The 22,941-nt window shown below is 73.5% G+C and carries 22 protein-coding genes; 11 read left to right on the top strand and 11 right to left on the bottom strand.

The window, feature by feature from the left end:
* Window positions 1-13 precede the first annotated feature (13 nt).
* Both AB0D45_RS24360 and AB0D45_RS24355 read right to left on the bottom strand, forming a co-directional pair.
* Window positions 14-898: an aldo/keto reductase gene (locus tag AB0D45_RS24360; protein ID WP_362462565.1), complete on the bottom strand. Its 885-nt coding sequence runs from the start codon at window positions 896-898 to the stop codon at window positions 14-16.
* 15 nt (window positions 899-913) lie between these two features.
* The gene (locus tag AB0D45_RS24355) at window positions 914-1,855 is read right to left on the bottom strand and encodes an NAD-dependent epimerase/dehydratase family protein (protein ID WP_362462562.1); all 942 of its coding nucleotides are present in this window, start codon (window positions 1,853-1,855) and stop codon (window positions 914-916) included.
* 70 nt (window positions 1,856-1,925) lie between these two features.
* Between AB0D45_RS24355 and AB0D45_RS24350 the strand changes: the two genes are divergently transcribed.
* Window positions 1,926-2,831, top strand: coding sequence for a LysR family transcriptional regulator (locus tag AB0D45_RS24350; RefSeq protein ID WP_362462559.1), 906 nt, complete (start codon window positions 1,926-1,928; stop codon window positions 2,829-2,831).
* A 40-nt stretch (window positions 2,832-2,871) separates the two neighbouring features.
* Here AB0D45_RS24350 and AB0D45_RS24345 read toward each other — a convergent pair whose 3' ends face one another.
* Window positions 2,872-3,561, bottom strand: coding sequence for an endonuclease V (locus AB0D45_RS24345; protein WP_362462556.1), 690 nt, complete (start codon window positions 3,559-3,561; stop codon window positions 2,872-2,874).
* Between the two features lie 26 nt (window positions 3,562-3,587).
* Between AB0D45_RS24345 and AB0D45_RS24340 the strand changes: the two genes are divergently transcribed.
* Together AB0D45_RS24340 and AB0D45_RS24335 are read left to right on the top strand one after the other, a co-directional pair.
* Window positions 3,588-3,887 carry a YciI family protein gene (locus tag AB0D45_RS24340; RefSeq protein WP_362462553.1) on the top strand — a complete coding sequence of 100 codons (300 nt, stop codon included), beginning with the start codon at window positions 3,588-3,590 and terminating at the stop codon, window positions 3,885-3,887.
* An 83-nt stretch (window positions 3,888-3,970) separates the two neighbouring features.
* Window positions 3,971-4,468: a GNAT family N-acetyltransferase gene (locus AB0D45_RS24335; protein ID WP_362462551.1), complete on the top strand. Its 498-nt coding sequence runs from the start codon at window positions 3,971-3,973 to the stop codon at window positions 4,466-4,468.
* On the opposite strand, the gene AB0D45_RS24330 is transcribed toward AB0D45_RS24335, so the two are convergent.
* Window positions 4,469-5,563 carry an oxidoreductase gene (locus AB0D45_RS24330; RefSeq protein WP_362462549.1) on the bottom strand — a complete coding sequence of 365 codons (1,095 nt, stop codon included), beginning with the start codon at window positions 5,561-5,563 and terminating at the stop codon, window positions 4,469-4,471.
* A gap of 353 nt (window positions 5,564-5,916) precedes the next feature.
* On the opposite strand from AB0D45_RS24330, the gene AB0D45_RS24325 reads away from it, so the two are divergent.
* The 3 genes from AB0D45_RS24325 (at window position 5,917) to AB0D45_RS24315 (ending at window position 9,408) form a co-directional block, all read left to right on the top strand.
* Window positions 5,917-6,333: an SsgA family sporulation/cell division regulator gene (locus tag AB0D45_RS24325; protein WP_361609103.1), complete on the top strand. Its 417-nt coding sequence runs from the start codon at window positions 5,917-5,919 to the stop codon at window positions 6,331-6,333.
* A 186-nt stretch (window positions 6,334-6,519) separates the two neighbouring features.
* Window positions 6,520-8,163 carry an ABC-F family ATP-binding cassette domain-containing protein gene (locus tag AB0D45_RS24320; RefSeq protein ID WP_362462546.1) on the top strand — a complete coding sequence of 548 codons (1,644 nt, stop codon included), beginning with the start codon at window positions 6,520-6,522 and terminating at the stop codon, window positions 8,161-8,163.
* A gap of 273 nt (window positions 8,164-8,436) precedes the next feature.
* Window positions 8,437-9,408 (top strand): acyl-ACP desaturase, encoded by a 972-nt coding sequence (locus AB0D45_RS24315; RefSeq protein WP_361609107.1) that lies wholly within the window; start codon window positions 8,437-8,439, stop codon window positions 9,406-9,408.
* Window positions 9,409-9,477: 69 nt separating this feature from the next.
* On the opposite strand, the gene AB0D45_RS24310 is transcribed toward AB0D45_RS24315, so the two are convergent.
* Window positions 9,478-9,714: a WhiB family transcriptional regulator gene (locus AB0D45_RS24310; protein WP_361609109.1), complete on the bottom strand. Its 237-nt coding sequence runs from the start codon at window positions 9,712-9,714 to the stop codon at window positions 9,478-9,480.
* 276 nt (window positions 9,715-9,990) lie between these two features.
* Window positions 9,991-11,010 carry a non-homologous end-joining DNA ligase gene (gene ligD / locus AB0D45_RS24305; protein ID WP_362462542.1) on the bottom strand — a complete coding sequence of 340 codons (1,020 nt, stop codon included), beginning with the start codon at window positions 11,008-11,010 and terminating at the stop codon, window positions 9,991-9,993.
* 75 nt (window positions 11,011-11,085) lie between these two features.
* On the opposite strand from ligD, the gene AB0D45_RS24300 reads away from it, so the two are divergent.
* Window positions 11,086-12,153 carry an ATP-dependent DNA ligase gene (locus tag AB0D45_RS24300; RefSeq protein ID WP_362462539.1) on the top strand — a complete coding sequence of 356 codons (1,068 nt, stop codon included), beginning with the start codon at window positions 11,086-11,088 and terminating at the stop codon, window positions 12,151-12,153.
* On the opposite strand, the gene AB0D45_RS24295 is transcribed toward AB0D45_RS24300, so the two are convergent.
* A complete protein-coding gene (locus AB0D45_RS24295; protein WP_362462536.1) occupies window positions 12,117-13,700 on the bottom strand; it encodes an FAD-dependent oxidoreductase in 1,584 nt (527 codons plus the stop codon). The two genes, AB0D45_RS24300 and AB0D45_RS24295, sit on opposite strands and share 37 nt — an antisense overlap.
* A gap of 90 nt (window positions 13,701-13,790) precedes the next feature.
* Here AB0D45_RS24295 and AB0D45_RS24290 point away from each other — a divergent pair, with 90 nt between their 5' ends.
* The gene (locus AB0D45_RS24290) at window positions 13,791-14,318 is read left to right on the top strand and encodes an NUDIX domain-containing protein (protein ID WP_362462533.1); all 528 of its coding nucleotides are present in this window, start codon (window positions 13,791-13,793) and stop codon (window positions 14,316-14,318) included.
* Between the two features lie 109 nt (window positions 14,319-14,427).
* Here AB0D45_RS24290 and AB0D45_RS24285 read toward each other — a convergent pair whose 3' ends face one another.
* The 3 genes from AB0D45_RS24285 to AB0D45_RS24275 form a co-directional block, all read right to left on the bottom strand.
* Entirely contained in the window at window positions 14,428-16,413 is a 1,986-nt protein-coding gene (locus AB0D45_RS24285; RefSeq protein WP_362462612.1) for an MDR family MFS transporter, read from the bottom strand.
* 156 nt (window positions 16,414-16,569) lie between these two features.
* Window positions 16,570-17,925, bottom strand: a complete 1,356-nt coding sequence (locus tag AB0D45_RS24280) for a 6-phospho-beta-glucosidase (protein WP_361610194.1) — start codon at window positions 17,923-17,925, stop codon at window positions 16,570-16,572.
* 239 nt (window positions 17,926-18,164) lie between these two features.
* Window positions 18,165-19,154 carry a helix-turn-helix domain-containing protein gene (locus tag AB0D45_RS24275; RefSeq protein ID WP_361610195.1) on the bottom strand — a complete coding sequence of 330 codons (990 nt, stop codon included), beginning with the start codon at window positions 19,152-19,154 and terminating at the stop codon, window positions 18,165-18,167.
* Window positions 19,155-19,372: 218 nt separating this feature from the next.
* On the opposite strand from AB0D45_RS24275, the gene AB0D45_RS24270 reads away from it, so the two are divergent.
* The 3 genes from AB0D45_RS24270 (at window position 19,373) to AB0D45_RS24260 (ending at window position 21,835) form a co-directional block, all read left to right on the top strand.
* Complete coding sequence (locus AB0D45_RS24270) at window positions 19,373-20,041, top strand: helix-turn-helix transcriptional regulator (RefSeq protein ID WP_361610197.1); 669 nt, start codon at window positions 19,373-19,375, stop codon at window positions 20,039-20,041.
* A 64-nt stretch (window positions 20,042-20,105) separates the two neighbouring features.
* Window positions 20,106-20,663 (top strand): toxin-antitoxin system, toxin component, encoded by a 558-nt coding sequence (locus tag AB0D45_RS24265; protein ID WP_361610198.1) that lies wholly within the window; start codon window positions 20,106-20,108, stop codon window positions 20,661-20,663.
* The gene (locus AB0D45_RS24260; protein WP_361610199.1) at window positions 20,660-21,835 is read left to right on the top strand and encodes an MAB_1171c family putative transporter; all 1,176 of its coding nucleotides are present in this window, start codon (window positions 20,660-20,662) and stop codon (window positions 21,833-21,835) included. The genes AB0D45_RS24265 and AB0D45_RS24260 overlap by 4 nt, the downstream gene beginning before the upstream one ends.
* 61 nt (window positions 21,836-21,896) lie before the next feature.
* Here the strand turns inward: AB0D45_RS24260 and AB0D45_RS24255 are convergent, their stop codons facing one another.
* The gene (locus AB0D45_RS24255; RefSeq protein WP_362462527.1) at window positions 21,897-22,673 is read right to left on the bottom strand and encodes a hypothetical protein; all 777 of its coding nucleotides are present in this window, start codon (window positions 22,671-22,673) and stop codon (window positions 21,897-21,899) included.
* Window positions 22,674-22,941 lie beyond the last annotated feature (268 nt).

Here is a 22,941-nt window from a genome sequence, read left to right as displayed (position 1 = left end):
CCCCGTCGCTGGTTCAGCCCGGCAGTTCCTCCCCGAGCTGCGTCAGCTCTTCCCGGCTCAGTGTCAGTTCCGCGGCCCGGGCGGAGTCGGTGATGGAGGCCGGGCGGCTGGCTCCCGGCACCGGGATCACCGAGGGGGAGCGGCTGAGCAGCCAGGCCAGGGCGACCTGTTGCGGGCTGACGCCGTGCTCGGCCGCCACGCGATGGAAGGCGGTGCCGGTGGACGTCGGGCCGGAGGGGCCGTCGAGGGAACTGCGGGAGATGCCACCGAGAGGGCTCCAGGGCAGGAACGCCAGGCCCAGCCGTGCGCTCAGCCGCAGCTCGGGCTCGCTGTCCCGGACGGCGGGCGAGTACTGGTTCTGTACCGAGACGAGTCCGTCGCCGAGGATCTGGTGTGCCTGAAGGATCTGGGCGGTGGTCACGTTCGAGATTCCGGCGGCACGGATCGTGCCGGCGTCGAGCAGATCGCGCAGGGCACCGACGGACTCCGCCCAGGGCGCGGCCGGGTCCGGCTTGTGCAGTTGGTAGAGGCCGATGGCCTCGCCCCCGAGTCGCCTGGCGGAAGCTTCCGCGGCGCGCTTGAGGTGTTCCGGGGTGGCGATGACGGTCCAGCTGCCGTCTCCGCCCCGCCCGCGACCGCCCTTGGTCGCGACCAGGACGTCGGAGGTGTCGCCGCCGTAGCGGGCCAGTGCGCGGGCGATCAGCAGCTCGTTGTGGCCCGCCTCGCCAGCGTGCCAGTGGTAGCTGTCGGCCGTGTCGATGAGCGTGACGCCGGCGTCGAGGGCGGCGTGGACGGTGGCGACGGCCCGCCTCTCGTCGGGGCGGTCCTCGATGGACAGCGGCATGGCGCCCAGGCCGATGGCGCTGACGGTGGTGCCGGCGATGGTGCGGTACTGCATGGCGGTTCGCGCTCCTCAGGAGGCGGGGGCGGCGGACGTGGTGAGGGTTTCGGCGATGGCTCCGGGGAGCCAGTCGGCCGTACGGGAGAAGGAGAAGCCCAGCTGCTTCGCTCGGGCGTTGCTCATGGCGTAGTGGCGGTCGAAGGAGAACGGGGAAGCGGTCCCGCCCGTGGCGACGGTGCGGTGGACGGGCTCACGGCCGGTCTGCGCGGCGACGGCCGCGGCCAGGTCGCGCACGTCGAGCAGGCCGTCGGAGCAGGCGTTGACCGGACCGGTGAAGTCGGTGGCGGTGGCTGCCCACAGCAGCAGGTCCGCCAGCTCCGCGTGGTGGACGAACACCGTCGGCAGCGGTGCGGCGTGCACGGCGATCTCGTCGCCCCGGGCGATGCGCTCGGTGTAGTGCGCGAGCCGGCCGGTGAACTCCCGCGCGCCGCCGCCCAGCACGTGCGCACTGCGCACGGAGGCGAACGCGAAGCCGCCGTCCCGGGTGAGGACGGCCTCCGCCTGGCGCTTGCCCTCGGCGTAGTGCGCCTCCAGGTACGCCTCGTCGTGCCAGGGCAGGTGCGGGGCCACCGGCCAGGCACGCGGGTCCACGTTCTCCTCCGTCACCGGGACGCCCTCCGGCACGGCCGGGAGCGCGGCGGTCGCCGGGTCGTAGACCTCGATCGTGGAGGTCATGACGTAGCGCCGGGTACGACCTGTGAAGGCGCGGGCGGCGATCGCGGCCTGCACGGGGGTGTAGCAGACCTGGTCGACGACCGTGTCGAAGGCGCGCGAGCCGAGCGCGGCGACGAGAGCGGCCTCGTCGTCGCGGTCGACCACGAGGTGCTCGGCACCGGCGGGCGGGCGGGTGGAGCCACGATTGAGCACAGTGACCCGATGGCCGGCCGCCAGCAGGCGCTCGACCAGGAGCTTTCCGAAGTAGCGGCTTCCGCCGATGACGCAGATCCTTTGCATGCCCCCACCCTGGACTCATACGATCAACAGCAGAAGTAGCGGCTTGCTGGAATGGTGTTAAGGAATACTGTTGATCGATGTGCAGCGGCTCCGCGTCCTGCGGGCGGTGGCGGACCACGGCAGCTTCAGCAGGGCGGCCGCGGCCCTCCGCCTCACCCCTTCCGCGGTCTCCCAGCACGTAGCGGTGCTCGAACGCAGCCTCGGTGCCCAGGTCGTGACACGCAGCACGCGCGGGGTCTCCCTCACCCCGGCCGGCCGGATCATGGTCGGGGCCGCCGAGTCCGTCGCGGCCGAGCTCGAACAGGCCAGGCAGCAGGTGGAGCGGCTGCATACGGGCCGTGTACAACTCACCGTCGCCACCTTCACCAGCGGCGGCAGACACCTGCTGCCCGGCGCCCTCCCCCGGTTCATGGCCGCCCATCCCCACACCCTGCTCCACGTGAGGGAGGGCGAGCCCGAGGACACCCTGCCCCTCCTCCGCCAAGGCGCCGTCGACCTCGCCCTCGCCTACCACTTCGACGGCCCGCTGCCCGTCGGGCCGGGCCCGGGCTCCAGCCTGCGGTGGACCGCTCTCCTGGAAGATCCCCTGTACGCCGTCCTGCCCGAGGAGCATCGCCTCGCCGGCCGCGAGTCACTCGACCTCGCCGAGCTGGCAGCCGAGCCCTGGGTACTCGGCTGCCTCAAGACCGAGGCGTACCTGCGCCGCTACGCCGCGCGCGCGGGCTTCGCGCCGGATGTGCGCGCCACCACCACCGACTACTTCTTCGCCCGCTCGCTCGTCGCCGCGGGAATGGGCGTCTCCCTGATCCCGTCCCTCGCGCTCGCGCCGGCAGTGCCGGGGCTGCGCGCCGTCCCGGTCGGTCCGCCGGCTCCGTCCCGGCACATCGGCGTCGCCACGATCGACCGCCGCCGCGACCGCCCGCACGTCACGTCGTTCATCGAGGCCCTCCTCGAACAGGCGGCCCCGACAGCGTGAGCCACCCGCCGAGCCCCGCCAGGAGGCCCGTAACGGACTGCTACGGCGCCGTCTCGGTGGCCTCGTGCAGGGCGCGGCGGCAGAGGGAGTCGGCGTGGCGGGTGGTTTCGGGGATGCGGAAGCGGGGGCTCAGGGCGAGGGCGTGGGCGCAGGCGTTGTCCAGGGAGACGCGGTGGCCGACGGAGACGTACACCGGCTTGATCCCGTCCTGGGTGCGCAACGCCCGTCCGACGACGGCGCCGTCGGGCGCGAGCAGCGGGGAGGCGTCGCCGCGCCGGGCGCCGGGCTCCTCGTAGGAGAAGGTGAAGGGGTTCTTCGCGACTCCCATGCTGGGAAGCCCCGTCACCACCCCCAGGTGGCAGGCCAGGCCGAAGCCGCGCGGGTGGGCGAGGCCGTAGCCGTCGCAGACGACGAGGCCGGGGGTGACGGGGAGCGCCTCCAGGGCGGCGAGTACGGCGGGCAGCTCGCGGAAGGCGAGCAGGCCGGGGACGTACGGGAAGCTGACCGGCCCGGCGGCCGTGGCCTCGGCCACGACCTCGAGGGTGGCGGCGTCCAGGACGACGGCGGCGGCCGCGACCAGGTCGCGTTCGTCGTCGTAGGCGACGTCCACCCCGGCGACCAGCCCCTGGCCGGGCTGCGGGCCGGCCTCACCGAGCACGACACGGTTGCGCAGTTCGTCCTGTATCGCCCGGGCCTCGGCCTCGTTGGCGGGGGTCTTCACAGTCGTCATGATGGTGCGAGAGTAGCCTGGCGATCATGTTCGTCATGGAGCTCACCTACACCGCGCCCATCGAAGCCGTCGAAGCGCAGATGGACGCGCACATCGCCTGGCTGGACGGTCACTACGCGTCCGGCGTCTTCCTCGCCTCGGGCCGCAAGGTCCCGCGCGACGGCGGGGTCATCCTGGCCCGCGGGGTTTCGCGCGCCGAGATCGAGAAGATAGCGGAGGGGGACCCCTTCCAGGTGGCGGGCGTCTGCGCCTACCGCATAACGGAGTTCGTCGCCACGAAGACCTCGGCCGGCCTGGCTCCGCTCCGCGAGACCCTCCCGTCCTGACCCCTCGGCCCCGCCCCGCGTCCGCTTCCGTGTCCCGGGCCCGGTACGGCCCGGGGTCCGGGGCGGCGTCCCCTGGAGGAACCGTGCAGCCCCGCCCCGCCGTACCCGCCGACGTCCCCGAGCTGATACGGCTGCGCGCCGTCGCCCTCGCCTCCCTCGGGATGGACCCCGGGAGCTCCGACCACCCCTGGCGGGCCACCGCCGACGGCTGGTTCCGCGAGCGCCTCACCGGACGGTCCGACGTGCACTGCCTGGTCGTCGGCGGCGCCCCCGGCGAACCCCTGGTGGCCACCGGCATGGCCTGGGTGACGTACCACCTGCCCAGCCCCCGCTGGACGGACGGCCGCCGCGGGTACCTCGACGGCATCGTCACCGACGAGGCCGCCCGCGGCCGGGGCCACGGCCGCCGGATCGTCGACGGGCTGGTCGCCTGGCTGAACGGGATCGGCATCCACTACGTCCAGCTGCACGCCAGCGCCGACGGCGAAGGCGTCTACCGGGCCGCCGGGTTCACCGCGGGCGCCTATCCGGGCATGGACCTGTTCACCCGGCCGGCCCCGGGCACTGCGCCCACCGCCTGATCAGCGCCGCTCCAGCCGCGCCACCCGCCCCTTCTCCCCCGCCGCCCAGCAGCCGCCGTCGGCCGCGCAGTCGACGGTGTCGAAGGATCCCGCGTCCAGCGGCCGCCAGGTGCGCCCCGCGTCCGTGGTGACGTCCGTGCCCGTCGGGCCCACCGCCAGGGCGGTGCCCCGCCCGTACGGGTACCAGGCCGCGCCCGAGCGGTAGGCGGGCGGCGGGGTCACCGCCTGGCTCCAGGTCCCGCCCGCGTCGGCGGAGCGGGCGGCGGCCCTCGGCGAGGCCTGGCCCGTACGGTAGTCACCGCCGGCCGCGAGGCCCGTCGTACGGTCGCGGAAGGCCAGGGCGAACACCCCGCGCGCCGGGTCGCCGGCGGGGACGGTGGAGTCGGCGGCCCGCCAGGTCAGGCCCCGGTCGGCGGAGTGCAGGACCCGCGCGACGGGACCGCCGCCCGTGGCCAGCCACACGTCCCGGGGCCCGGAGGCCGTCAGGCACTGGCCGCTGGCAGCGAAGCCGGCTTCGCCGGGCAGGGCCTGCGGCATCCCGGAGTCCGGCAGCACCCGCCAGCTGCGCCCGCCGTCGTCGGTGGCCAGGAGGCGGAACCTGCCGTCCACCGGGTCGCTCACGGCCAGCCCGTGGCGGGGGTCGAAGAAGGTCAGGCAGTCGTAGAAGGCCCGCGGGTCGGGGTTGCGGAAGGCCTCGGTCCAGGTCGCGCCGCCGTCCTCGGTGCGCAGGATCCGGGAGGCCTCGCCCTCCCCGATGGACAGGGCCACCGCCCGACGGGCGTCGAAGGCCTCGATGTCGCGCAGTTCCAGCCCTTCGGCCACCGCCCCCGGCGGGGACACGTCCCGCCAGCTGCGGCCGCCGTCGCCGGTGCGCAGGACCCTGCCCTTGGAGCCCGCCAGCCAGGCCGTACTGCGGCTGACCGCCGCGAGGCCGCGGAAGCGGACCTCCGCGGCGCCTTCCCGACCGGTCTCCTTGACAGCCCAGCCGGCGCCGCGTAAGCCCGGAGCGAGGGCCTCCGCGGCCGGGTCGGCGCCGACGGCGTCCGCCTGCGCGGGGGCCACGGCAACCGCGACCAGCAGGGCTGCCGCGCACATGCCAACTCCCAGAATTCTCATGGCGCCGGAAGCTAACGCACCCCCCATGTCCCGTCCAGGGCGCCTCCCCCGCGACCACCTCACCCGTTCGGCCCCATCCGGCACCGGCTTACGCCTGTGGAGCGAGCGAATACCGGACGTCTTGAGTTCGCCGCCGGCCGCACCGTGCGCCTCGGGCCCCTTGGCCCGCACCCGCCGACCGCTCACTCTGTGCGATCCCACGGGTGAGATCGCGCCAATCGGTGACACAGCTCACGTCATCCGCCATGCACGGATTTGCCGATTCCGGCGTCTATCCGGTTGCCGGGCTCCACCCCAAGCCCGACAGCAGATCCGCCGCAAGGGAGCGAGCCTTGATCACTGTCATCGAGCAGGCCGTGCAGGCCCGACTGATCGCCACCGCACCGAAGGTCGAGACCGTCCCCGTCACCCTCTGCTACGACCGCTCGGATCCCTTCGCCGTCCGCATGGCCTTCCCCGCGCTGGCCACGCTGGAGGGCGTCGAGGTCTCGTGGACCTTCGCCCGCGAGCTGCTGATGTCCGGGATCCGCCACCCGGCCGGCTGCGGCGACGTGCGGGTGCGGCCGTACGACGGGGACCGCACCACGGTCGAGTTCCACGCACCGGAAGGGGTGGCGATCGTACTGATGACCACGGCCGAGCTCCAGCGGTTCCTCGAACGCACCTCCGCGCTCGTACCGCCCGGGCTGGAACACCGCTACCTCGACATGGACCACAGCCTCGACGAATTGATGCGCGGCTCCTGCTGATTAATTCGTTTGCGGGCGGCTCCGGGCCGCCCGTAGCTTCGTAGACGCCCCACTGCCGTCGAAACGGAGCAGGACGTTGCTCTTCTGAGGTCCGAGACACCGACCACCACCGCATCCACGCGATCCTCGTGACAGTCGGCTGTCTCCCCGCGTTGCACGCACCATTCACGCAACCTGGAGGCCTCCATGAGTCATGGCCCTGCTTTCGTCACCTGCTCCGACCTCTCCTTCGACTGGCCCGACGGCACCCCCGTCTTCGACGGGTTCCAGCTGGCCGTCGGGCCCGGCAGGACGGGCCTGATCGGACTCAACGGCTGTGGGAAATCCACCCTGTTGAAGCTCCTCGCGGGCGACCTGTCCCCCTCCTCGGGACAGGTCTCCGTCGCCGGAACCATCGGCTACCTCCCGCAGAACGCCACCCTCGACACCGCCCTGCGGGTGGACGAGGCACTCGGCATCCGCACCGCCCGCGCGGCCCTGCACGCCATCGAGGCGGGCGAGGCCACCGAGGCCAACTTCGCGGCCGTCGGCGACGACTGGGACGTGGAGGAGCGGGCCCTGGCCATGCTCGACCAGCTCGGCCTCGCCGGCATCGGCCTGGACCGCACCGTCGGTGAGCTGTCCGGCGGCGAGTGCGTCCTGCTGCGGCTGGCGGCCCTGCTGCTCGCCCGGCCGGACGTCCTGCTCCTCGACGAGCCCACCAACAACCTGGACCTGCGCGCCCGACGCCGCCTGTACGCGGCCGTCGAGGCCTGGTCCGGGGTGATGGTCCTGGTCAGCCACGACCGGGAGCTCCTCGAGCGGGTCGACCAGATCGCCGACCTGCGCGAAGGCGAAGTCCGCTGGTACGGCGGCAACTTCTCGGACTACGAGCGGCTGCTCGCGGCCGAGCAGGAGTCGGCCGAGCGGATGGTCCGGGTCGCCGAGGCCGACGTACAGCGCCAGAAGCGCGAACTGGCCGACGCGCAGGTCAAACTGGCCCGGCGCAAGCGGTACGGCCAGAAGATGAACGACAACAAGCGCGAGCCGAAGATCGTCATGGGTGCCCGCAAACGCGCCGCCCAGGAATCGGCGGGCAAGCACCGCATCATGCACGCCGAGAAACTGGCGGACGCGCGGGAGCGGCTGGACCAGGCCGTCGAGGCGGTCCGCGACGACGCCGAGATCCGGATCGAGCTGCCCGCCACCCAGGTCCCGCCGGGCCGGCGGGTGCTCACCCTGAGCGATCTGCACCTGGCCCACGGGGCGCGGGCGGCGGGCGAATGGGAGGTGCGCGGTCCGGAGCGGATCGCCCTGGTCGGTGCGAACGGCTCGGGCAAGACGACCCTGCTGCGGACCATCGCCGGGCTCCTGCCGCCCGTGTCCGGAGAGGCGGTCACCCACGTCCCGGCCCGGTTCCTGCCGCAGCGGCTCGACGTGCTGGACGACGAGCGCTCGGTGGTGGAGAACGTGGCGCGCTTCGCCCCGCAGGCCTCGAACAACGTGGTCCGGGCGCGGCTCGCGCACTTCCTGTTCCGGGGCGCCCGGGCGGACCGGGCGGCCGGCACCCTTTCGGGTGGCGAACGGTTCCGGGCGACGCTCGCGGCGCTGCTGCTGGCCGAGCCGGCCCCGCAGCTGCTGATGCTGGACGAGCCGACGAACAACCTGGACCTGGCGAGCGTACGGCAGCTCGGCGAGGCCCTGGAGTCCTACCGGGGTGCGCTGCTGGTGGCCAGCCACGACGTGCCGTTCCTGGAGTCGGTCGGCATCACGCGGTGGCTGGTGCTCGACGGCGGACTGCGGCCGACCACGGCCGAGGAGGTCCGGGGCTCCATGGAGTGGGGGCGGTAGCGTCCCGGCCCGGCCCCCGCCCGCTGGGCGGGGCCGGGGCGGGGTGAGCCTCCGGTCCGCCGTTCCCGGACGTCAAGACGGGAGCGGCGGACCACCTTCTGGCGTGATTCTCACCCCTCCGGGGGCGTCCGGCACGCCCTCAAACTGCGTAGATAACCGGACGTAGCCGGACAAGACGATGGCTGGGGCTTGGCGCTCCTTGATGTCGCGCTTAACCTACGACTCCGTAGGCTACGGAACCGTAGGTAATTCGCTTTGTCCCCAGGAGTACCCGTGACGATCACCTCTCCCCACCTCGGCAGCTCGGAGGCGTGGACCGACGCCAAGCTGCTGTACGCGCTGGAAGAGGTGGTGGAGAAGGAACTCAACCGCCATCTGCAGGTCACCAAGGACTGGATGCCCCACGAGTACGTGCCGTGGAGTGACGGCCGGAACTTCCCCGCCTTCTTCGAGGACGGCGAGGCCTGGGACCCCCAGCAGTCCAAGGTCACCGACATCGGCAAGATCGCCCTGGTCGTGAACCTGCTGACCGAGGACAACCTGCCCAGCTACCACCACGAGATCGCGACCCTTTTCGGCCGCAACGGCGCCTGGGGCACCTGGGTGCACCGCTGGACCGCCGAGGAGGGCCGCCACGGCATCGTGATGCGCGACTACCTGCTGGCCTCGCGCGCCGTGGACCCGGACAAGCTGGAAGCGTTCCGGATGCAGCACATGTCGGAGGGCTTCGAGTCCGACAACAGCCACTCGATGCTGCACTCGGTGGCGTACGTCGCCTTCCAGGAGCTCGCGACCCGCATCTCGCACCGCAACACCGGCCACCAGTCCGGTGACCCGGTCTGCGACCGGATGCTGGCCCGCATCGCGCAGGACGAGAACCTGCACATGATCTTCTACCGCAACCTGCTGGGCGCGGCCTTCGAGATCGCCCCGGACCTGACGATGCAGGCGGTGCGGGACGTCGTCGTCAACTTCCGGATGCCCGGCCACGGCATGCCCGGCTTCGAGCGGATGGCCGCCCAGATGGCGATCGGCGGGGTCTACAACCTGCGGATCCACCACGACGACGTACTGAGCCCGGTGATCCGCTTCCTCAAGATCATGGACATCGATGGTCTGGGTCCGGAGGGGCAGAAGGCCCAGGAGGAGCTCGGGCTCTTCATGAACGGCCTGGACGCCGAGGCCCGCAAGTTCGACGAGCGCCTGGCCGCGCGTGCCGCGCGGCTTGCCGCCCGCAAGGGCTGACCGCAAGGGCTGACCGCCACACCGCAACGGCCCCCGGCCCCGCCGGGGGCCGTACGCGGCTGCGGGTGCTCAGCCGCGCCGGCGCAGGGCGAGCCGCTCCGACTCCGAGAGCCCGCCCCAGACGCCGAACCGCTCGTCGTTCGCCAGGGCGTACTGCAGGCACGCCGCCCTGCCCTCGCACGCCCCGCAGAGCCGCTTCGCGTCCGCGAGCGAGGAGCCGGGCTCCGGGAAGAAGAAGCTCGGCCCGGTCTGGGCGCACAGGGCCTGGTCGTACCAGGCGGGGGTGACGGTGGAGTTCATCGACATGCGCCGATCGTGAACCGGCCTGATGGACGTCCGATCAACACCTGATCAACACCAGGCCACAGCCGTTGCCGTCTACGCACCCGCGGCTACGAAACCGGGCCGGGCGAGCCAGTCACCGAGGGCGGCGAAGTCCCTGCCCGTGAGCCCGGCACGCGGGTCCACCCGATGCAGCAGGACCGGGGCGGGGTGATGCGCTGCGGCCCAGCTGCTGTCGGCGGTCCAGGGCGTGTCCGTTCGGGGTGTGGCGGGGGTGCTCGGTGGGGAGCGGGGCGGGTTTCAGGCCTGGGGTTTCGCGCGGCTCGGCTGGACGCGCTTCGGTTCGCCCGGCATCTTCGGGTAGTCCGGGGGGTAGGGCAGGTCGCCCAGGTGATGGTCGTGTTCGTCGCGGGCCGCGAGTTCCAGGACGGTGTCCAGGCTGAAGGCGTGCTCGTCCATGTCGGCGTGCAGGTCGCCCAGCTCCGCGAAGCGCGCCGGCATCGTCACGATGTCGAAGTCGCGCGGCTCCGCGTCGTCCACCTCGTCCCAGCGCAGCGGCGCCGAGACCGGGGCGTGCGGGCGGGGGCGGACGGAGTACGCCGAGGCGATCGTCCGGTCGCGTGCCGTCTGGTTGTAGTCCACGAAGATCCGCTCGCCCCGCTCCTCCTTCCACCAGGCCGTGGTGACCTTGCCCGGCATCCGCCGCTCCAGCTCCCGGCCCAGGGCGATCGCGCACCGGCGGACCTCGGTGAAGGTCCAGCGCGGTGCGATCGGGACGAAGACGTGCAGGCCGCGGCCGCCCGAGGTCTTGGGCCAGCCGCGCAGCCCCAGCTCGTCCAGGAGGGCCCGCAGTTCGTGCGCGGCGGCCACCGCGTGGTGGTAGTCGGTGCCGGGCTGCGGGTCGAGGTCGATGCGCAGCTCGTCCGGCCGGTCGGTGTCCCCGCGCCGCACCGGCCAGGGGTGGAAGGTCAGGCAGCCCAGGTTGGCGGCCCACAGGACGGCGGCCGGCTCGGTCGGGCAGATCTCGTCGGCCGTACGGCCGCTGGGGAAGGCGATGTGCGCGGTCGGGATCCAGTCGGGCAGGTTCTTGGGGGCCCGTTTCTGGAAGAAGGACTCCCCCTCCACCCCCTCCGGGTACCGCTCCAGGGTGGTGGGGCGGTCGCGCAGGGCGCGGGTGATCCCGTCGGCGACGGCCAGGTAGTACTCGGCGACGTGCCGCTTGGTGAGGCCGCGCTCCGGGAAGTACACCTTGTCCGGGCTGGACAGCCGTACCGTCCGGCCGCCCGCCTCCAGCTCGATCGCATCACCCGCAGCACCCATGCGTGCCACGGTAGGCGCGCGCGGCCGGGCGCGCATACCGGGCGGACCCGGTCGTACCACCGCAGAATCGATGGCATGGATCTGCCGGTGATGCCGCCCGTGAAACCGATGCTCGCCAAGTCCGTGGGGGCGATCCCGCCGGGCATGCAGTACGAGGCCAAGTGGGACGGCTTCCGGGCGATCGTGCACCGCGACGGGGAGGAGGTGGAGGTCGGCAGCCGCACCGGCAAGAGCCTGACCAGGTACTTCCCCGAGCTGGTGGCCGCACTCAAGGAGAATCTGCCGCCGCGCTGCGTGGTGGACGGGGAGATCGTGATCGTCCAGGGCGGCCGACTCGACTTCGACCGGCTGACCGAGCGGATCCACCCCGCCGCCTCCCGCGTGAAGCTGCTCGCCGAGACCACCCCGGCGAGCTTCGTCGCCTTCGACCTGCTCGCGCTCGGCGACGACTCGCTCCTCGACACCCCGCTCGTCGAGCGCCGCAACGCCCTGGTCCACGCCCTTTCCACCACCCGGCCCCCCGTCCACCTCGCGCCCGCCACCACCGATTCCGCGCTCGCGCGGGAGTGGTTCGAGCGGTTCGAGGGCGCCGGGCTCGACGGGGTCGTCGCGAAACCCCTCGATCTTCCCTACCGGCCCGACGCCCGCCTCATGTTCAAGATCAAGCACGAGCGTACGGCGGACGTCGTCATCGCGGGTTTCCGTTTCCACAAGAGCGGTCCGATCATCGGATCGCTCTTGCTCGGCCTGTACGACGACCACGGCGCGCTCCAACACGTCGGCGTCTGCGCGGCCTTCCCCATGAGGCGCCGCGCCGAGCTGGTCGAGGAGCTCGCCCCCTTGCGGATGCCGGACGCCGCCGGGCACCCGTGGGCCTCCTGGACGGAGGAGTCCGCGCACGAGAGCGCCCGGCTGCCCGGCGCCCAGAGCCGCTGGACGGGGAAGAAGGACCTGTCCTGGGTGCCGCTGCGGCCCGAGCGGGTCTGCGAGGTGCGGTACGACCACATGGAGGGCGACCGCTTCCGGCACACCGCGCAGTTCGCCCGCTGGCGCCCCGACCGCACCCCGGAGAGCTGTACGTACGCGCAGCTGGAGGAGGTCGTCGGCTACGAACTGGCCGAGGTGCTGGGCACCCCCGGCTGACGGCCGGCGCCCGCGCCGGACCCCACGCCGGAGCTCGCGCCGGAGCCCGCCCCCGCGGAGGTGAGCCGCTCCCACTCCGCCCGGTCCGGACCCACCGCGTGGGGCGCCCAGCCGGGCCGGGCCCCGAGCCAGCGTGCCACCCGGGCCCGGACCGCGGGGTCGGCGTAGGCCCGTTCGGGCGGTTGCACGAGGTGGCGGACCCTGGCCCGCGCCCGCATCACCTCCGGATCCTCCAGCGCGCACTCGAACAGCGCGGCCGCCTCGCGCACCCGGTCCGCCCGACCGGGCGGAGCCGCCCCCACGGCCCCGTTCCCGGCCCCGAGCCCCGCCCCCGCCGCGAGGCGCTCCCCCACCACCGCGTCGGCGCACACCTGGAGGCCGAACCACGGCTTCAGCGTGCGCAGCGCCCAGCCGTGGTAGCCGGCGGCGAAGCCGAAGGAGCCGGGGTCCTGATGGGCCGTCCGGGCCACCCGGTCGGCGGCCCACAGGGCGAGCGCGGTCCCCTGCCCCAGGGTCGGGTTGGTGTGGGTGAGCGCGTCACCGACCGGGACCACCCCGGTCGCCACCGGACCCCGCTCGTCGGCCAGGGGGCTCCACCGGTTGTCCAGGCCCGCCATGGCCAGGACCCCCGACAGCGGTTCGGCGCCCAGGTCCAGCCAGGCCGCGCCGGGCGGGAAGGCCCGCGCCGCCGCCTCGAAGACGGCCGGATCGCGCAGGGCGGCGCGGGTCGGGTCCGCCGTGTGGGCGAAGACGGTCACGGCGAAGACCCTGTTGTCGGACGGGAAGACCGCGCAGCCCGCGAAGGCGCCGCCGGTCACCGTCCACGGCCGGCGCGGCCCCTCGTCCGTGCCGTCGGGCAGCCGGTACCAGCGGCAGAAGTACGCGAGGCCCGTGCGGTGCCGCTCCACGGCGGCGGGGCGGCAGCCGGCCGCGGCGGGCAGCCCGGTGGAGCCGCCGCGCCGCCCGCCCGCGTCCACCACCAGGTCACCCCGGTACGCGCCGCCCGGCGTGGTCACCCCGGTGACCCGCACCCACGGCTCCGACCGAGGCTGCCCGGCCGTCGTCAGCGCGGCGACCGGCTCCCCGTACCGCACCACCACGCCCGGCTGCGCCCGCAGGGCGGTGGACAGCGCGCTCTCCAGCACGATGCGGCGGCACTGGAGCATGACCAGGTCCTCGTCGCCCGGCCGCGCGGCCGGCCGTACGTCGAACCAGTCCAGCTCGTTCCGCTCCCGGGCGCCGAGCCGGAGCATCTCGGCGTGGACGTCGGGCAGTTCGGTGCGCAGCAGGTTGCGTGCGGCGCCGAGCAGGACGTGGGGCTGGGCCGCCTGCGGTACGGACGGGCGGTGCCAGCCGAAGAAGTCCTGGTCGAGGGCGGTGCCGGCGGTCCGGGTGTCGCGTTCGAAGAGGTCCGCGGTGTGTCCGCGGCGGGCCGCGAGGAGGGCGGTCGCGAGCCCCGCGATGCCTCCGCCGATGACCAGCAGATGTGCCAATGCGTCCCCCGAACCGGCGTACCGTACGACGATCAGACCGCACAGAGCCTGCACGAGCGGAGCCCGGCCGAAACTCGTACAGGCGTCCTAGGGGCCCGCCCGGCCCCGCCGGGCGAACCCGCCTGCCCTGCGAAGATGGGGCCCATGGCCACCGAACGCGACACCCCCCGAGCCGGCTCCGGAGCCACCTCCCCGGCCGGCTCCCGCCCCGCCCGGAACACCCCCCAGCCCAACGCGGTCGTCGGCGTCGGGCTGATCGTCCTCGGCCCCGACGGCCGCATCCTGCTCGGCGAGGCGCACGACGGCCGCTGGGAGCTGCCCGGCGGCAAGGTCGACCCCGGGGAGGGCTTCGAGCAGGCCGCCGCCCGGGAGCTGGCCGAGGAGACCTCCCTGCGGGCCGACCCCGCCGGCATCGAGGTGCTGGCCGTGCAGATCTCCGCGCTCGCCGGGCCCACCCGCCTGACGGCGGCCGCCGTCACCCGCTCCGCCGAGGGCAGCCCGGCCGTCACCGAGCCCGACAAGATCGCCCGCTGGCGCTGGTTCGCCCCCGAGGAGATCCCCGGCGCCCTGTACGCGCCCTCGGCGGCCGTCCTGCGCGCCTGGCGCCCGGACCTCCCGTCCCTGCCGCACGTCCCCTCGTACGACTACCCCACCCGCACCGACGCCTCGTAGGCGCGTCCTGCCGATCCGCACGATAGGGCCCGGACGAGCCGCAACCCAGTGGGTGTCCGCACAGTCCCGCCTGCCCTTCGGGCGGCCGGCGCTACTGCACCGACGCCCCCTAGGACCCCCGCACCGCCAGCCGGGGGGCGAAGTTGCCCTCGCCCAGGTCCTCCGCCAGCAGCCGCTTGGCGATCGCGTCCGCCGCCGCCCGCAGCTCCTCGCTGCGCGGCCGGCCGCGGTCCTGCTCCAGCCGGTCGCCCAGCCAGTCGGCCCAGGCCCGCGCGATCACCCCGGCTTCCCGCTCCCCCGCCGGGGTGTGCGCGAAGAAACCGTTCTGCCGCGTCAGAAAGCCCTCCTCCACCATCCGGTCGAAGACCGGCAGCAGCACCTCCGGCGGCAGCGACAGCCGCGAGGCGATCAGCCCCAGCCGGGCGTGCCCCACGGTCCGGGTCATCAGGTCCACCTGCATCACCGCCCACGCACCCGCCATGTCCAGCCGCGTGTCGGAGGCGTGGACGATCGCCCGCGCCGTCTCGGGCCCCATGGTCCGTACGAGCTTGCCGACTGCCAGCTCCAACAGCTTGGCCGAGTCCCCGGAGGCCGTGGCCGGGGAGGCGAAGCCGTCGCCGATGTCCCTGGACCCGGCCCGGGCGCTGTCGCGCAGCCGGACCTGTTTGAGGAAGAGGGCGACGACGAAGCCGACGGCCGCCACCGGCACCGTCCACAGGAACACCGTGTGCAGGGCGCCGGCGTACGCGCCGATGACCGGGCCCGCCCCGGCCGGTTCGAGGGCGTGCACCCCCTGCGGGCTCTGCGCGGCGGCGCCGACGCGGGCCGGGTCGGCGCCGGTCGCCCGGGCCGCCTCCGCGACCGCGGCCTCCAGCCGGGGCGCCAGGCTGTTGGCGTAGATCGTCCCGAAGACGGCGGCCCCGAAGGAACTGCCGAGCGTACGGAAGAAGGTGACCCCGGAGGTGGCCGTGCCGAGGTCGGCGTAGTCCACGGTGTTCTGCACCGCGATGGTGAGCACCTGCATGCACAGGCCGATGCCGGTGCCGAGGACGAACATGTACAGGGATTCCAGCCAGCCGCCGGTGTCCGGCCCCATCAGCGACAGCAGGTACAGCCCGGCGCCCATCACCGCGCAGCCCGCGATCGGGAAGACGCGGTAGCGCCCGGTCTTGCCGGTGGCGTTGCCGCTGTAGACGGACGCGATCAGCAGGCCGATGACCAGCGGCAGGGTCCGTACGCCGGAGAGGGTGGCCGAGTCGCCGTCGACGTACTGGAGGTAGGTGGGCAGGAAGGTCATCGCGCCGAGCATGGCGAAGCCGACGACGAAGCTGAGCACCGAGCACACCGTGAACACGGGATTGCGGAAGAGCCGCATGGGCAGCATCGGTTCCGCCGCCCGGGTCTCCGCCAGGCAGAACAGCGCGAGGGCCAGGGCGCCGCCCGCGAAGAGCCCGATGATCAGCGGGGAGCCCCAGGCGTACTCGTTCCCGCCCCAGCTGGTGGCCAGGATCAGCGCGCTCGCCCCGGCCGCCACCAGGGCGATGCCCAGGTAGTCGATGGCGGGCCGGCCGGCGGCGCGTACGGCGGGGATCGTCCGGGCGGCCGCCACGACCACGAGGACGGCGATCGGGACGTTGACGTAGAAGGCCCAGCGCCAGCTGAGGTGGTCGGTGAACAGCCCGCCCAGCAGCGGCCCGATGACGGTGGCAACGCCGAAGACGGCGCCGATCGCGCCCTGGTACTTGCCGCGTTCGCGCAGCGGCACCACGTCGGCGATCAGCGCCATGGAGGTGACCATCAGGCCGCCGGCGCCGATGCCCTGGAGGCCCCGCCACAGGATGAGGAGGGTCATGGTGCCGGAGAGGCCGCACAGGAAGGAGCCGGTGATGAAGATGACGGCGGAGATCTGGAAGATGACCTTCCGGCCGAAGAGGTCGCCGAACTTCCCGACCAAAACCGTCGCGACGGTTTCCGCGAGCAGGTACGCGGTCACCACCCAGGCCATGTGGGCCGCGCCGCCGAGGTCCGCCACGATGGTGGGCAGGGCGGTGCCCACGATCGTCTGGTCGAGCGCGGCCAGCAGCACGCCCAGCATGATCGTGCCGAAGACGACGCCCCGCCGCCGCCGGTCGAGCACGGGCGGGGGCACGGCGACGGCGGGGGCGGTGGTCACACCCCGCACTCTCGCAGCACCCCCGCCGCACCGCATGCCGCGGGCCGCCGCAGGGGTGAAGCGGCCGGAACGGGCCGGTCAGCGCAGGTAGGACAGGCCCGGGTGCTCCGCCGCGTACCCCTCCAGCAGCCTGCGGGCCACCCCCACCGAGTCCACCAGCGGGTGCAGCGCGAAGGCCTTCACGGCGTCCGCGCGCGAGCCGCTCGCCGCAGCGGCAAGCACCGCCCGCTCGGCCGCCTTCACCGAGGTGACCAGCCCCACCGCGTGCAGCGGCAGCGGCGCCACGGACACCGGGTGGGCGCCGTTCGCGTCGACCAGGCAGGGGACCTCGACGACCGCCTCCGCGTCGAGCACGGACAGCGTCGAGCCGTTGCGGACGTTGAGGATCAGCGTGGCCCGCTCGTCCCGGGCGATGGCCCGCATCAGGGCGAGGGCCACCTTCTCGTAGCCGCCGGACTCCAGGTCGCTCTCCTCGCGCTCCCCCACGCCCGCCACCTCGCGGTTCTCGGACATGTACGTGGCCTCGCGCTCGGCCCGGGTCCGGTCCCAGGCGGCCAGCGCCGCCCCGGGGCCCTGCCCCGGCCGGCCGGCCTCGGCGTAGAAACCGCGCTGCTGGTCCCGCAGGAAGGCGCCGCGCGTCTGCTTCGCCTCCTGGTAGGCCCGTACGGTGTCGCGGTTGAAGTAGTAGTAGTGCAGGTACTCGTTCGGGACCGCGCCGAGCGAGCGCAGCCATTCGGCGCCGAAGAGCCGTCCCTCCTCGAAGGACTCGAGCGCCTCGGTGTCGGCCAGCAGCCGGGGCAGCTCGTCGCGGCCGCCGATCCGCAGGCCGCGCACCCAGCCCAGGTGGTTCAGGCCGACGTAGTCGATCCACGCCTCGCCGGGCCGGGCGCCGAGCAGCCGGGCGATGCGGCGGCCGAGGCCCACGGGCGAGTCGCAGATGCCGATGACCCGTTCGCCCAGCTCCTCGGCCATGGCCTCGGTGACCACGCCCGCCGGGTTGGTGAAGTTGATGACCCACGCCCCGGGGGCGGTACGGGCGATCCTGCGCGCGATCTCCCGGGCGACCGGCACGGTCCGCAGGCCGTACGCGATGCCGCCCGCGCCGACCGTCTCCTGGCCCAGCACCCCCTCGGCCAGGGCGATCCGCTCGTCGGCCGCGCGCCCCTCCAGGCCGCCGACGCGGATGGCCGAGAAGACGAAGTCGGCTCCGCGCAGGGCCTCGTCCAGGTCCCCGGTGGCGGTGACGGCCGGGGCGTCCGGGACGCCGGCGGCCGCGGCCTGGTCCGCGAGGACCCGGGCCATGGCGGTGAGCCGGCCGGGGTCCTCGTCGTAGAGCGTCACCCGGGACACCCGGCCCTCGCCGCGGTCCCCGAGCAGTGCCCCGTAGACGAGCGGGACGCGGAATCCGCCCCCGCCGAGGATGGTCAACCTCATGCCTTGTTCCGCCCTTCCGCCGTCGTGGCCGCGGCCACGGCCCGGGGCCGCCCCGGGCACGGGCGAAGCCACGACCCCGGCGGCGCCGCCGCAATGCCACGATCGGTGGCATCCGCGCGGTGTCGCGGATCGTGGCATCGCGCGGGCATCCCACGTGGGCCGGCGCGGCCGGACGCCGCGGGACCCGCCGTGGCATGCGCCGCGGCACACGCTTCAGGGCACCAGTCTCCCCCGCGGCGTCACTCGCCCAGCGGCGGCACGGCCCGCAGACGGGCCCCCGGCTGCTGCGGGAAGCCGGTGCCGCCGCGTACGGGACCGGCGGGCACGCCCTGCGGCGCCGAGAGCACCAGGGTGATCCGGGTCAGGCCCATGCCCTCCAGCATGCGGCTGGATTCCGCCACCATCCGGCACCGCACCAGGCCCCAGCCCGGGTCGGGGTGACGCACCGTCCGCACCGCGCCGTCCTGCTCGGCGGCCAGTTCCCCGTGCGTGGTCAGCCAGTGCGGGACCCCGTACCGGTAGGCCGCCTCCATGAACGGGTCGCGGGCCACCTCCTGACGGATGCTCCGCAGGCCCTCGTCGTCCGGGGCCGCGGCCAGGGCGGTCGCGAACTGCGCCAACAGCGGTACGCACCAGGCCGGTTCGTGGTCCTCCAGCACGGCCGCGGCGTCCGGGTGGAACAGCACGAAGCGCAGGAAGTTGTCGTCCGGCAGGGCCGTCGGGTGCGGGCGCACCGACTGGAACAGCCGGTCGAAGGCCGAGTTGGTGAGCGCCACGTCCCACCGGTGGTCCACCAGGAAGCTCGGGTACGGCACGGCCTCCATCAGGGCCGCGTAGTCGACCAGGTAGTCGCGCTGGGCCGGGTCCTGGGGCAGCCGGTTCTCCTCGGCCGCGCGCCAGGTGGGCGGCGGGTCCCGGTCGACCATGACCCGGAACAGCCAGAAGCACTGCCGCTCGCTCATCTCCAAGGCCTCGGCCAGGGCGAGGAGTTTGCGGTCCGTCCATTCCTTGACGAGCCCGCGTTCCCAGTTCCCGTACGCGCGCACGCTGATGCGCAGCCGGGACGCGACGTCCTCCTGACTCAGGCCCAGTTCTTCGCGGCGCTGGCGCAAAATCTCCTTGCGCCGCTCCGACCGCACTGCGCCGCGGGCGGATTCCTCGCCCGCCAGGCGCTCCTCACCGGCTCGGACGAGGCCATCAGACGGGCCCACCGCTGCGAGATGTGGCACCGAGAGCTCCCCCTCCTCAACGGTCTGGATCTTCATTTCCGTGTGGCGATCCTGCTACCGACTTCATTCGAGTGTCAACTATTGTGGCAATTCCAGCCGGGCGACAGCTCATTCCCGCCACAGCTGTGGCAAGTTCTGGCTCTCCCAAAACAAACCGGATAGATTCCCTGAGGCCGACCACGTGCCCACTGACCTCGCGCGATCTAGGAGAACCACTGGTGACAGACGGCTTCCCGGCTCCCGTCGCGGTGGCCAACGCGCCCCTGGCAGCGACCGTCACGCGGGTCGCCGAACTGGCGAACAAAATGGGCCGCGACCCGAAAGAGGTCTTCGACCTCCGCCGGCTCTCGGAGGCGTCCGGGGTCCCCACTGATGTGATCAGGACCCTGCTGGACGGCCGGCGGGCCGGCGAACCAGACCTCCAGGCCCGTTTCCTCCAGCGCCTTGACCTGCTGCGACGCACCCGGGTCAAACCCAACGGCCGCCGCTACACGCAGCAGGAGATCGCCGACGGCGCCGGGATGTCCCGGCAGCAGGCGGGCGCGCTGATCAACGGCGACCGGCGGCCCACGATGGAGCACTGCGACGCCATCCAGCGGTTCTTCGGGGTGCACGCGGGCTTCCTCACCGCCCATGACGCCGACGCCCTCACGGACGCCCTCCAGCGCACCGAGCAGCAGCTGCTCCAGGACTTCGCGGGCCGGGAGCGCCAGACCGTACCGGCCGAGGCCGCTTCGGCGGGCGATCCGCTGGCAAGACTCCTGCAGAACCACGGTGTGCGGGGCATCGCCTGGCGCGCCGCCCAACTGCCCAGCGACAAGCACCGGGACAAGGTGACCGAATGGCTGGACATGCTTCTCGAAAGTGTCAAACCGAACGAATCATGACCCAGTCGAAAGTCTGGATCTGATCCTTGAGTCCTGATCCGGATCCGCGCCGACGGGGAGAACGGTGAGCATAGGCAGAGCGCAGCGGCGGTTGTGCGCGGAGCTGGTGTCCGGCATCAAGCTGGCCGCCCCCGTGGAACCCGTGGACCTCTACGCCGCCCTCTGCGAGGGCATGAGCCGCCACCGCGGCCGTCCGGTGGAGTTCCGGATGGCCGCGTTCCCGCAAGGGACCGCCAGCGGCCTGTGGCTCGACATGGCGGACCGCGACCTGGTGGTCATCGAGGAGCGCACCGCGCCCGACCACCAGCTGGTGATCCTGGGCCACGAGCTGTGGCACATGAAGGCCGGCCACTGCAGCCACCACGTCGACGGGGCGGCGGTCGCCGCCCGGCTGCTGACCGACGGGGCCGACCTCGGCGAGACGGTCCGCCGGGTCGCCGCCCGCACCCGGGCCGACGTCCAGGAGGAGACGGAGGCCGAGAGCTTCGGCCTCCTGCTGGGCAGCCGGTGCCGCACCTGGCTGGCCGGGTCCTCCGGCCACCGCCCACCGGCCCAGCGGGACGAGCTGGCGGGGCGGATCGAGACCTCTCTCGGCTACCGGGGGCACAGGAACGACCGTTGAACGGACCGGACTACTACATCCCGGCGGCCGCGATGGCGGTGTCCCTCGTGTGCAAGCTGCCGGCGCTGCGCACCAACTGGCGCGATCCGCTCCTGCGGTCGGTCTGTGTCCTGCTCGTCCTCGCCGGCGCGGTGTTCACCTTCGCCGCCCCGCCCACCATCGCGGCCGTCAACCGGTGGACCGGCGTCCCCAACTTCTCCGCCCCGCTCGTCTACTGCCTGATGACCGCCTTCAGCGCCTCCTGCCTCGTCCTGGTGTTCAACTGGCGCGGCGGCCCGGCGCGGGAGATCCGGCGCACCTCCCAGCGCTGGATCGCGGGCTACTGCGTGGTCGTCGTGGCGATCGTCGTCCTGTTCGCGCTCGGCGAGGCCCCGGTCGAGCGGCTGCGCGACTTCGACACGTACTACGCGAACACCCCCTACATCCGGCTGATGATCGCCGCCTACCTGCTGGCGCACAACGCCGCCGTGCTGATGATGGTGTCGATGTGCTGGCGCTGGTCCCTGCGGGTCCGCGGCTGGCTCCGGGCGGGCCTGGTGATCATCGTCGCCGGGTACACCATCAGCCTGGCCTACGACGCGGCCAAGATGTCCGCGGTCGCCGCCCGCTGGCTGGGCCGCGACCTGGACGACCTCAGCACCTACCTCGCCCCGCCGCTGGCCTCCTTCGCCGCCCTCGTCAGCTCGGTGGGGTTCGTGCTGCCCCTGGTGTGCCAGCGCCTGTCGGACAGCTGGCGCACCTGGAGCACCTACCGGCGCCTCGGCACGCTGTGGCACGAGGTGCACGGCAGCGCGCCCGGCGGCACGCCCTGCGTGCGGATGTCCTGGTGGTCCCCGGCCGAGATCCGGGTGATCCAGCGGGAGTCCGACATCCACGACGGCTTCCTGCGGCTCGGCCCGTCCTTCGACCGGCGCCAGCGCGACAGCGCCTACGAACGGGCCCGGGCGGGCGGGGCGGACGAGGAGACGGCCCGCGCCGTCGCGGACGCCGCGATGGTGGCGGCCGCCGTACGGGCCGGCGCCGCCGGCCCGGAGGGGGCCGGGGGCGACGGGGAGCGGGTGCTGGTGCTGGCCGACGGGCCGCGCGACCTCGTGCGGATCTCCCACGCCCTGCGGCACTCGCCGCTCGTGGCCGCCGTACGGCGGCAGGCGGCGGCCCCGGCGGGAGGCTGACCCGGCCGGGACCGTCCGTCCGCCCCGGCCGGCGCCGCGGTCGCGGACGCCTGCGCGGGGATCAGCGGGAGGCCGTCACCGTCAGGGCCGGGAACAGGTCCTGGAAGGGCCCGGCGGAGTCGGTCCCTTCCCGCCCGAACGGGGCGTCGAAGCTCCACACCATGAACAGCAGGAACACGATCAGCGCGCTGAAGAGCCCGGCCAGCAGCAGCTCCCGTCCCGAACGCCGGATCTGGAGCGTGAAGATCAGCCCGATGGTGACGATGCCGCCGACCACCAGCCCGAACCACACCACGCCCGGCAGGGTGGACTCGTCGCTCTGCGTGCGCGAGTGCCGGGCGTCGTCGGCGGCCGCGATGTGGTCGAGCAGCGGCTGGTAGGCCTGCGCCTGGAGCTCGTTGGCGGGGCTCTGGTGGGTGACGTCGGTGCGCAGCCTGCCGAGCAGCTGCGCGCCCTCGGCCGAGGCGTCCTGGCCGGAGACCAGCCGCGGCCAGTCCACGCTGACGGTGTGGGAGACGTACGCGTCCACCTCGCCGCGGATCCGGTCGCGGACGGGCGCCGGGTAGACGTCGGCCCGCTGGGTGACCTCGTACAGCGACTGGGCCTCGCGGCGCACGCTGTCCTCGGCGGCGCCGCGCGCCTCCCAGACGCCCGCGATGGCCAGGCCCAGGACGATCGCGTAGACCACGCCGACCATCATCGTCATGTACTCGATGACGTCGGGGGTTTCGCTGGTGTCCTCGTCGGCCGCGACCCGGCGGTGCCGGACCACGGTCATGGCGAGGACGAGGGCGCAGACGAGCGCCATGGCAATGGCCAGGACCAGCCATTCGGACACGAGGGGTCTCCCGTTCGTGGGTGTGTGGATGCGTGGCTGAGCGGGCGGGCGGGGGCCCGGGGGCCGCGGGCGTCAGCCGCGGCTCTTGGAGCGGGGGCGCAGCGCGGCGGCGGCCAGCACGGCCGGGGTGGTCACGACCACCATCAGCATCATGGTGCTCAGTCCGTCCGGGCCGCGCCGCCTCCACCTCGCGGGTGAAGCGCACCCGGAACAGCTGGTCCTCGGCGAGTTCGGTCCGCACCGTCTTGATCGCGACCCGGCGCCCGGA

The organism is Streptomyces sp. NPDC048352, assembly GCF_040651895.1.
GTDB lineage: Bacteria > Actinomycetota > Actinomycetes > Streptomycetales > Streptomycetaceae > Streptomyces.
Note: the sequence above shows the minus strand (reverse complement) of the source record. Positions and strands in the feature narration are given on the sequence as shown.

Bases quoted from the DNA above. Each gene is read 5' to 3' on its own strand.
- AB0D45_RS24360 (WP_362462565.1), bottom strand. From the start codon at position 898: ATGCAGTACCGCACCATCGCCGGCACCACCGTCAGCGCCATCGGCCTG.
- AB0D45_RS24355 (WP_362462562.1), bottom strand. From the start codon at position 1,855: ATGCAAAGGATCTGCGTCATCGGCGGAAGCCGCTACTTCGGAAAGCTC.
- AB0D45_RS24345 (WP_362462556.1), bottom strand. From the start codon at position 3,561: ATGACGACTGTGAAGACCCCCGCCAACGAGGCCGAGGCCCGGGCGATA.
- AB0D45_RS24340 (WP_362462553.1), top strand. From the start codon at position 3,588: ATGTTCGTCATGGAGCTCACCTACACCGCGCCCATCGAAGCCGTCGAA.
- AB0D45_RS24330 (WP_362462549.1), bottom strand. From the start codon at position 5,563: ATGTGCGCGGCAGCCCTGCTGGTCGCGGTTGCCGTGGCCCCCGCGCAG.
- AB0D45_RS24320 (WP_362462546.1), top strand. From the start codon at position 6,520: ATGAGTCATGGCCCTGCTTTCGTCACCTGCTCCGACCTCTCCTTCGAC.
- AB0D45_RS24310 (WP_361609109.1), bottom strand. From the start codon at position 9,714: ATGTCGATGAACTCCACCGTCACCCCCGCCTGGTACGACCAGGCCCTG.
- ligD (WP_362462542.1), bottom strand. From the start codon at position 11,010: ATGGGTGCTGCGGGTGATGCGATCGAGCTGGAGGCGGGCGGCCGGACG.
- AB0D45_RS24300 (WP_362462539.1), top strand. From the start codon at position 11,086: ATGGATCTGCCGGTGATGCCGCCCGTGAAACCGATGCTCGCCAAGTCC.
- AB0D45_RS24290 (WP_362462533.1), top strand. From the start codon at position 13,791: ATGGCCACCGAACGCGACACCCCCCGAGCCGGCTCCGGAGCCACCTCC.
- AB0D45_RS24285 (WP_362462612.1), bottom strand. From the start codon at position 16,413: ATGCTGGGCGTGCTGCTGGCCGCGCTCGACCAGACGATCGTGGGCACC.
- AB0D45_RS24280 (WP_361610194.1), bottom strand. From the start codon at position 17,925: ATGAGGTTGACCATCCTCGGCGGGGGCGGATTCCGCGTCCCGCTCGTC.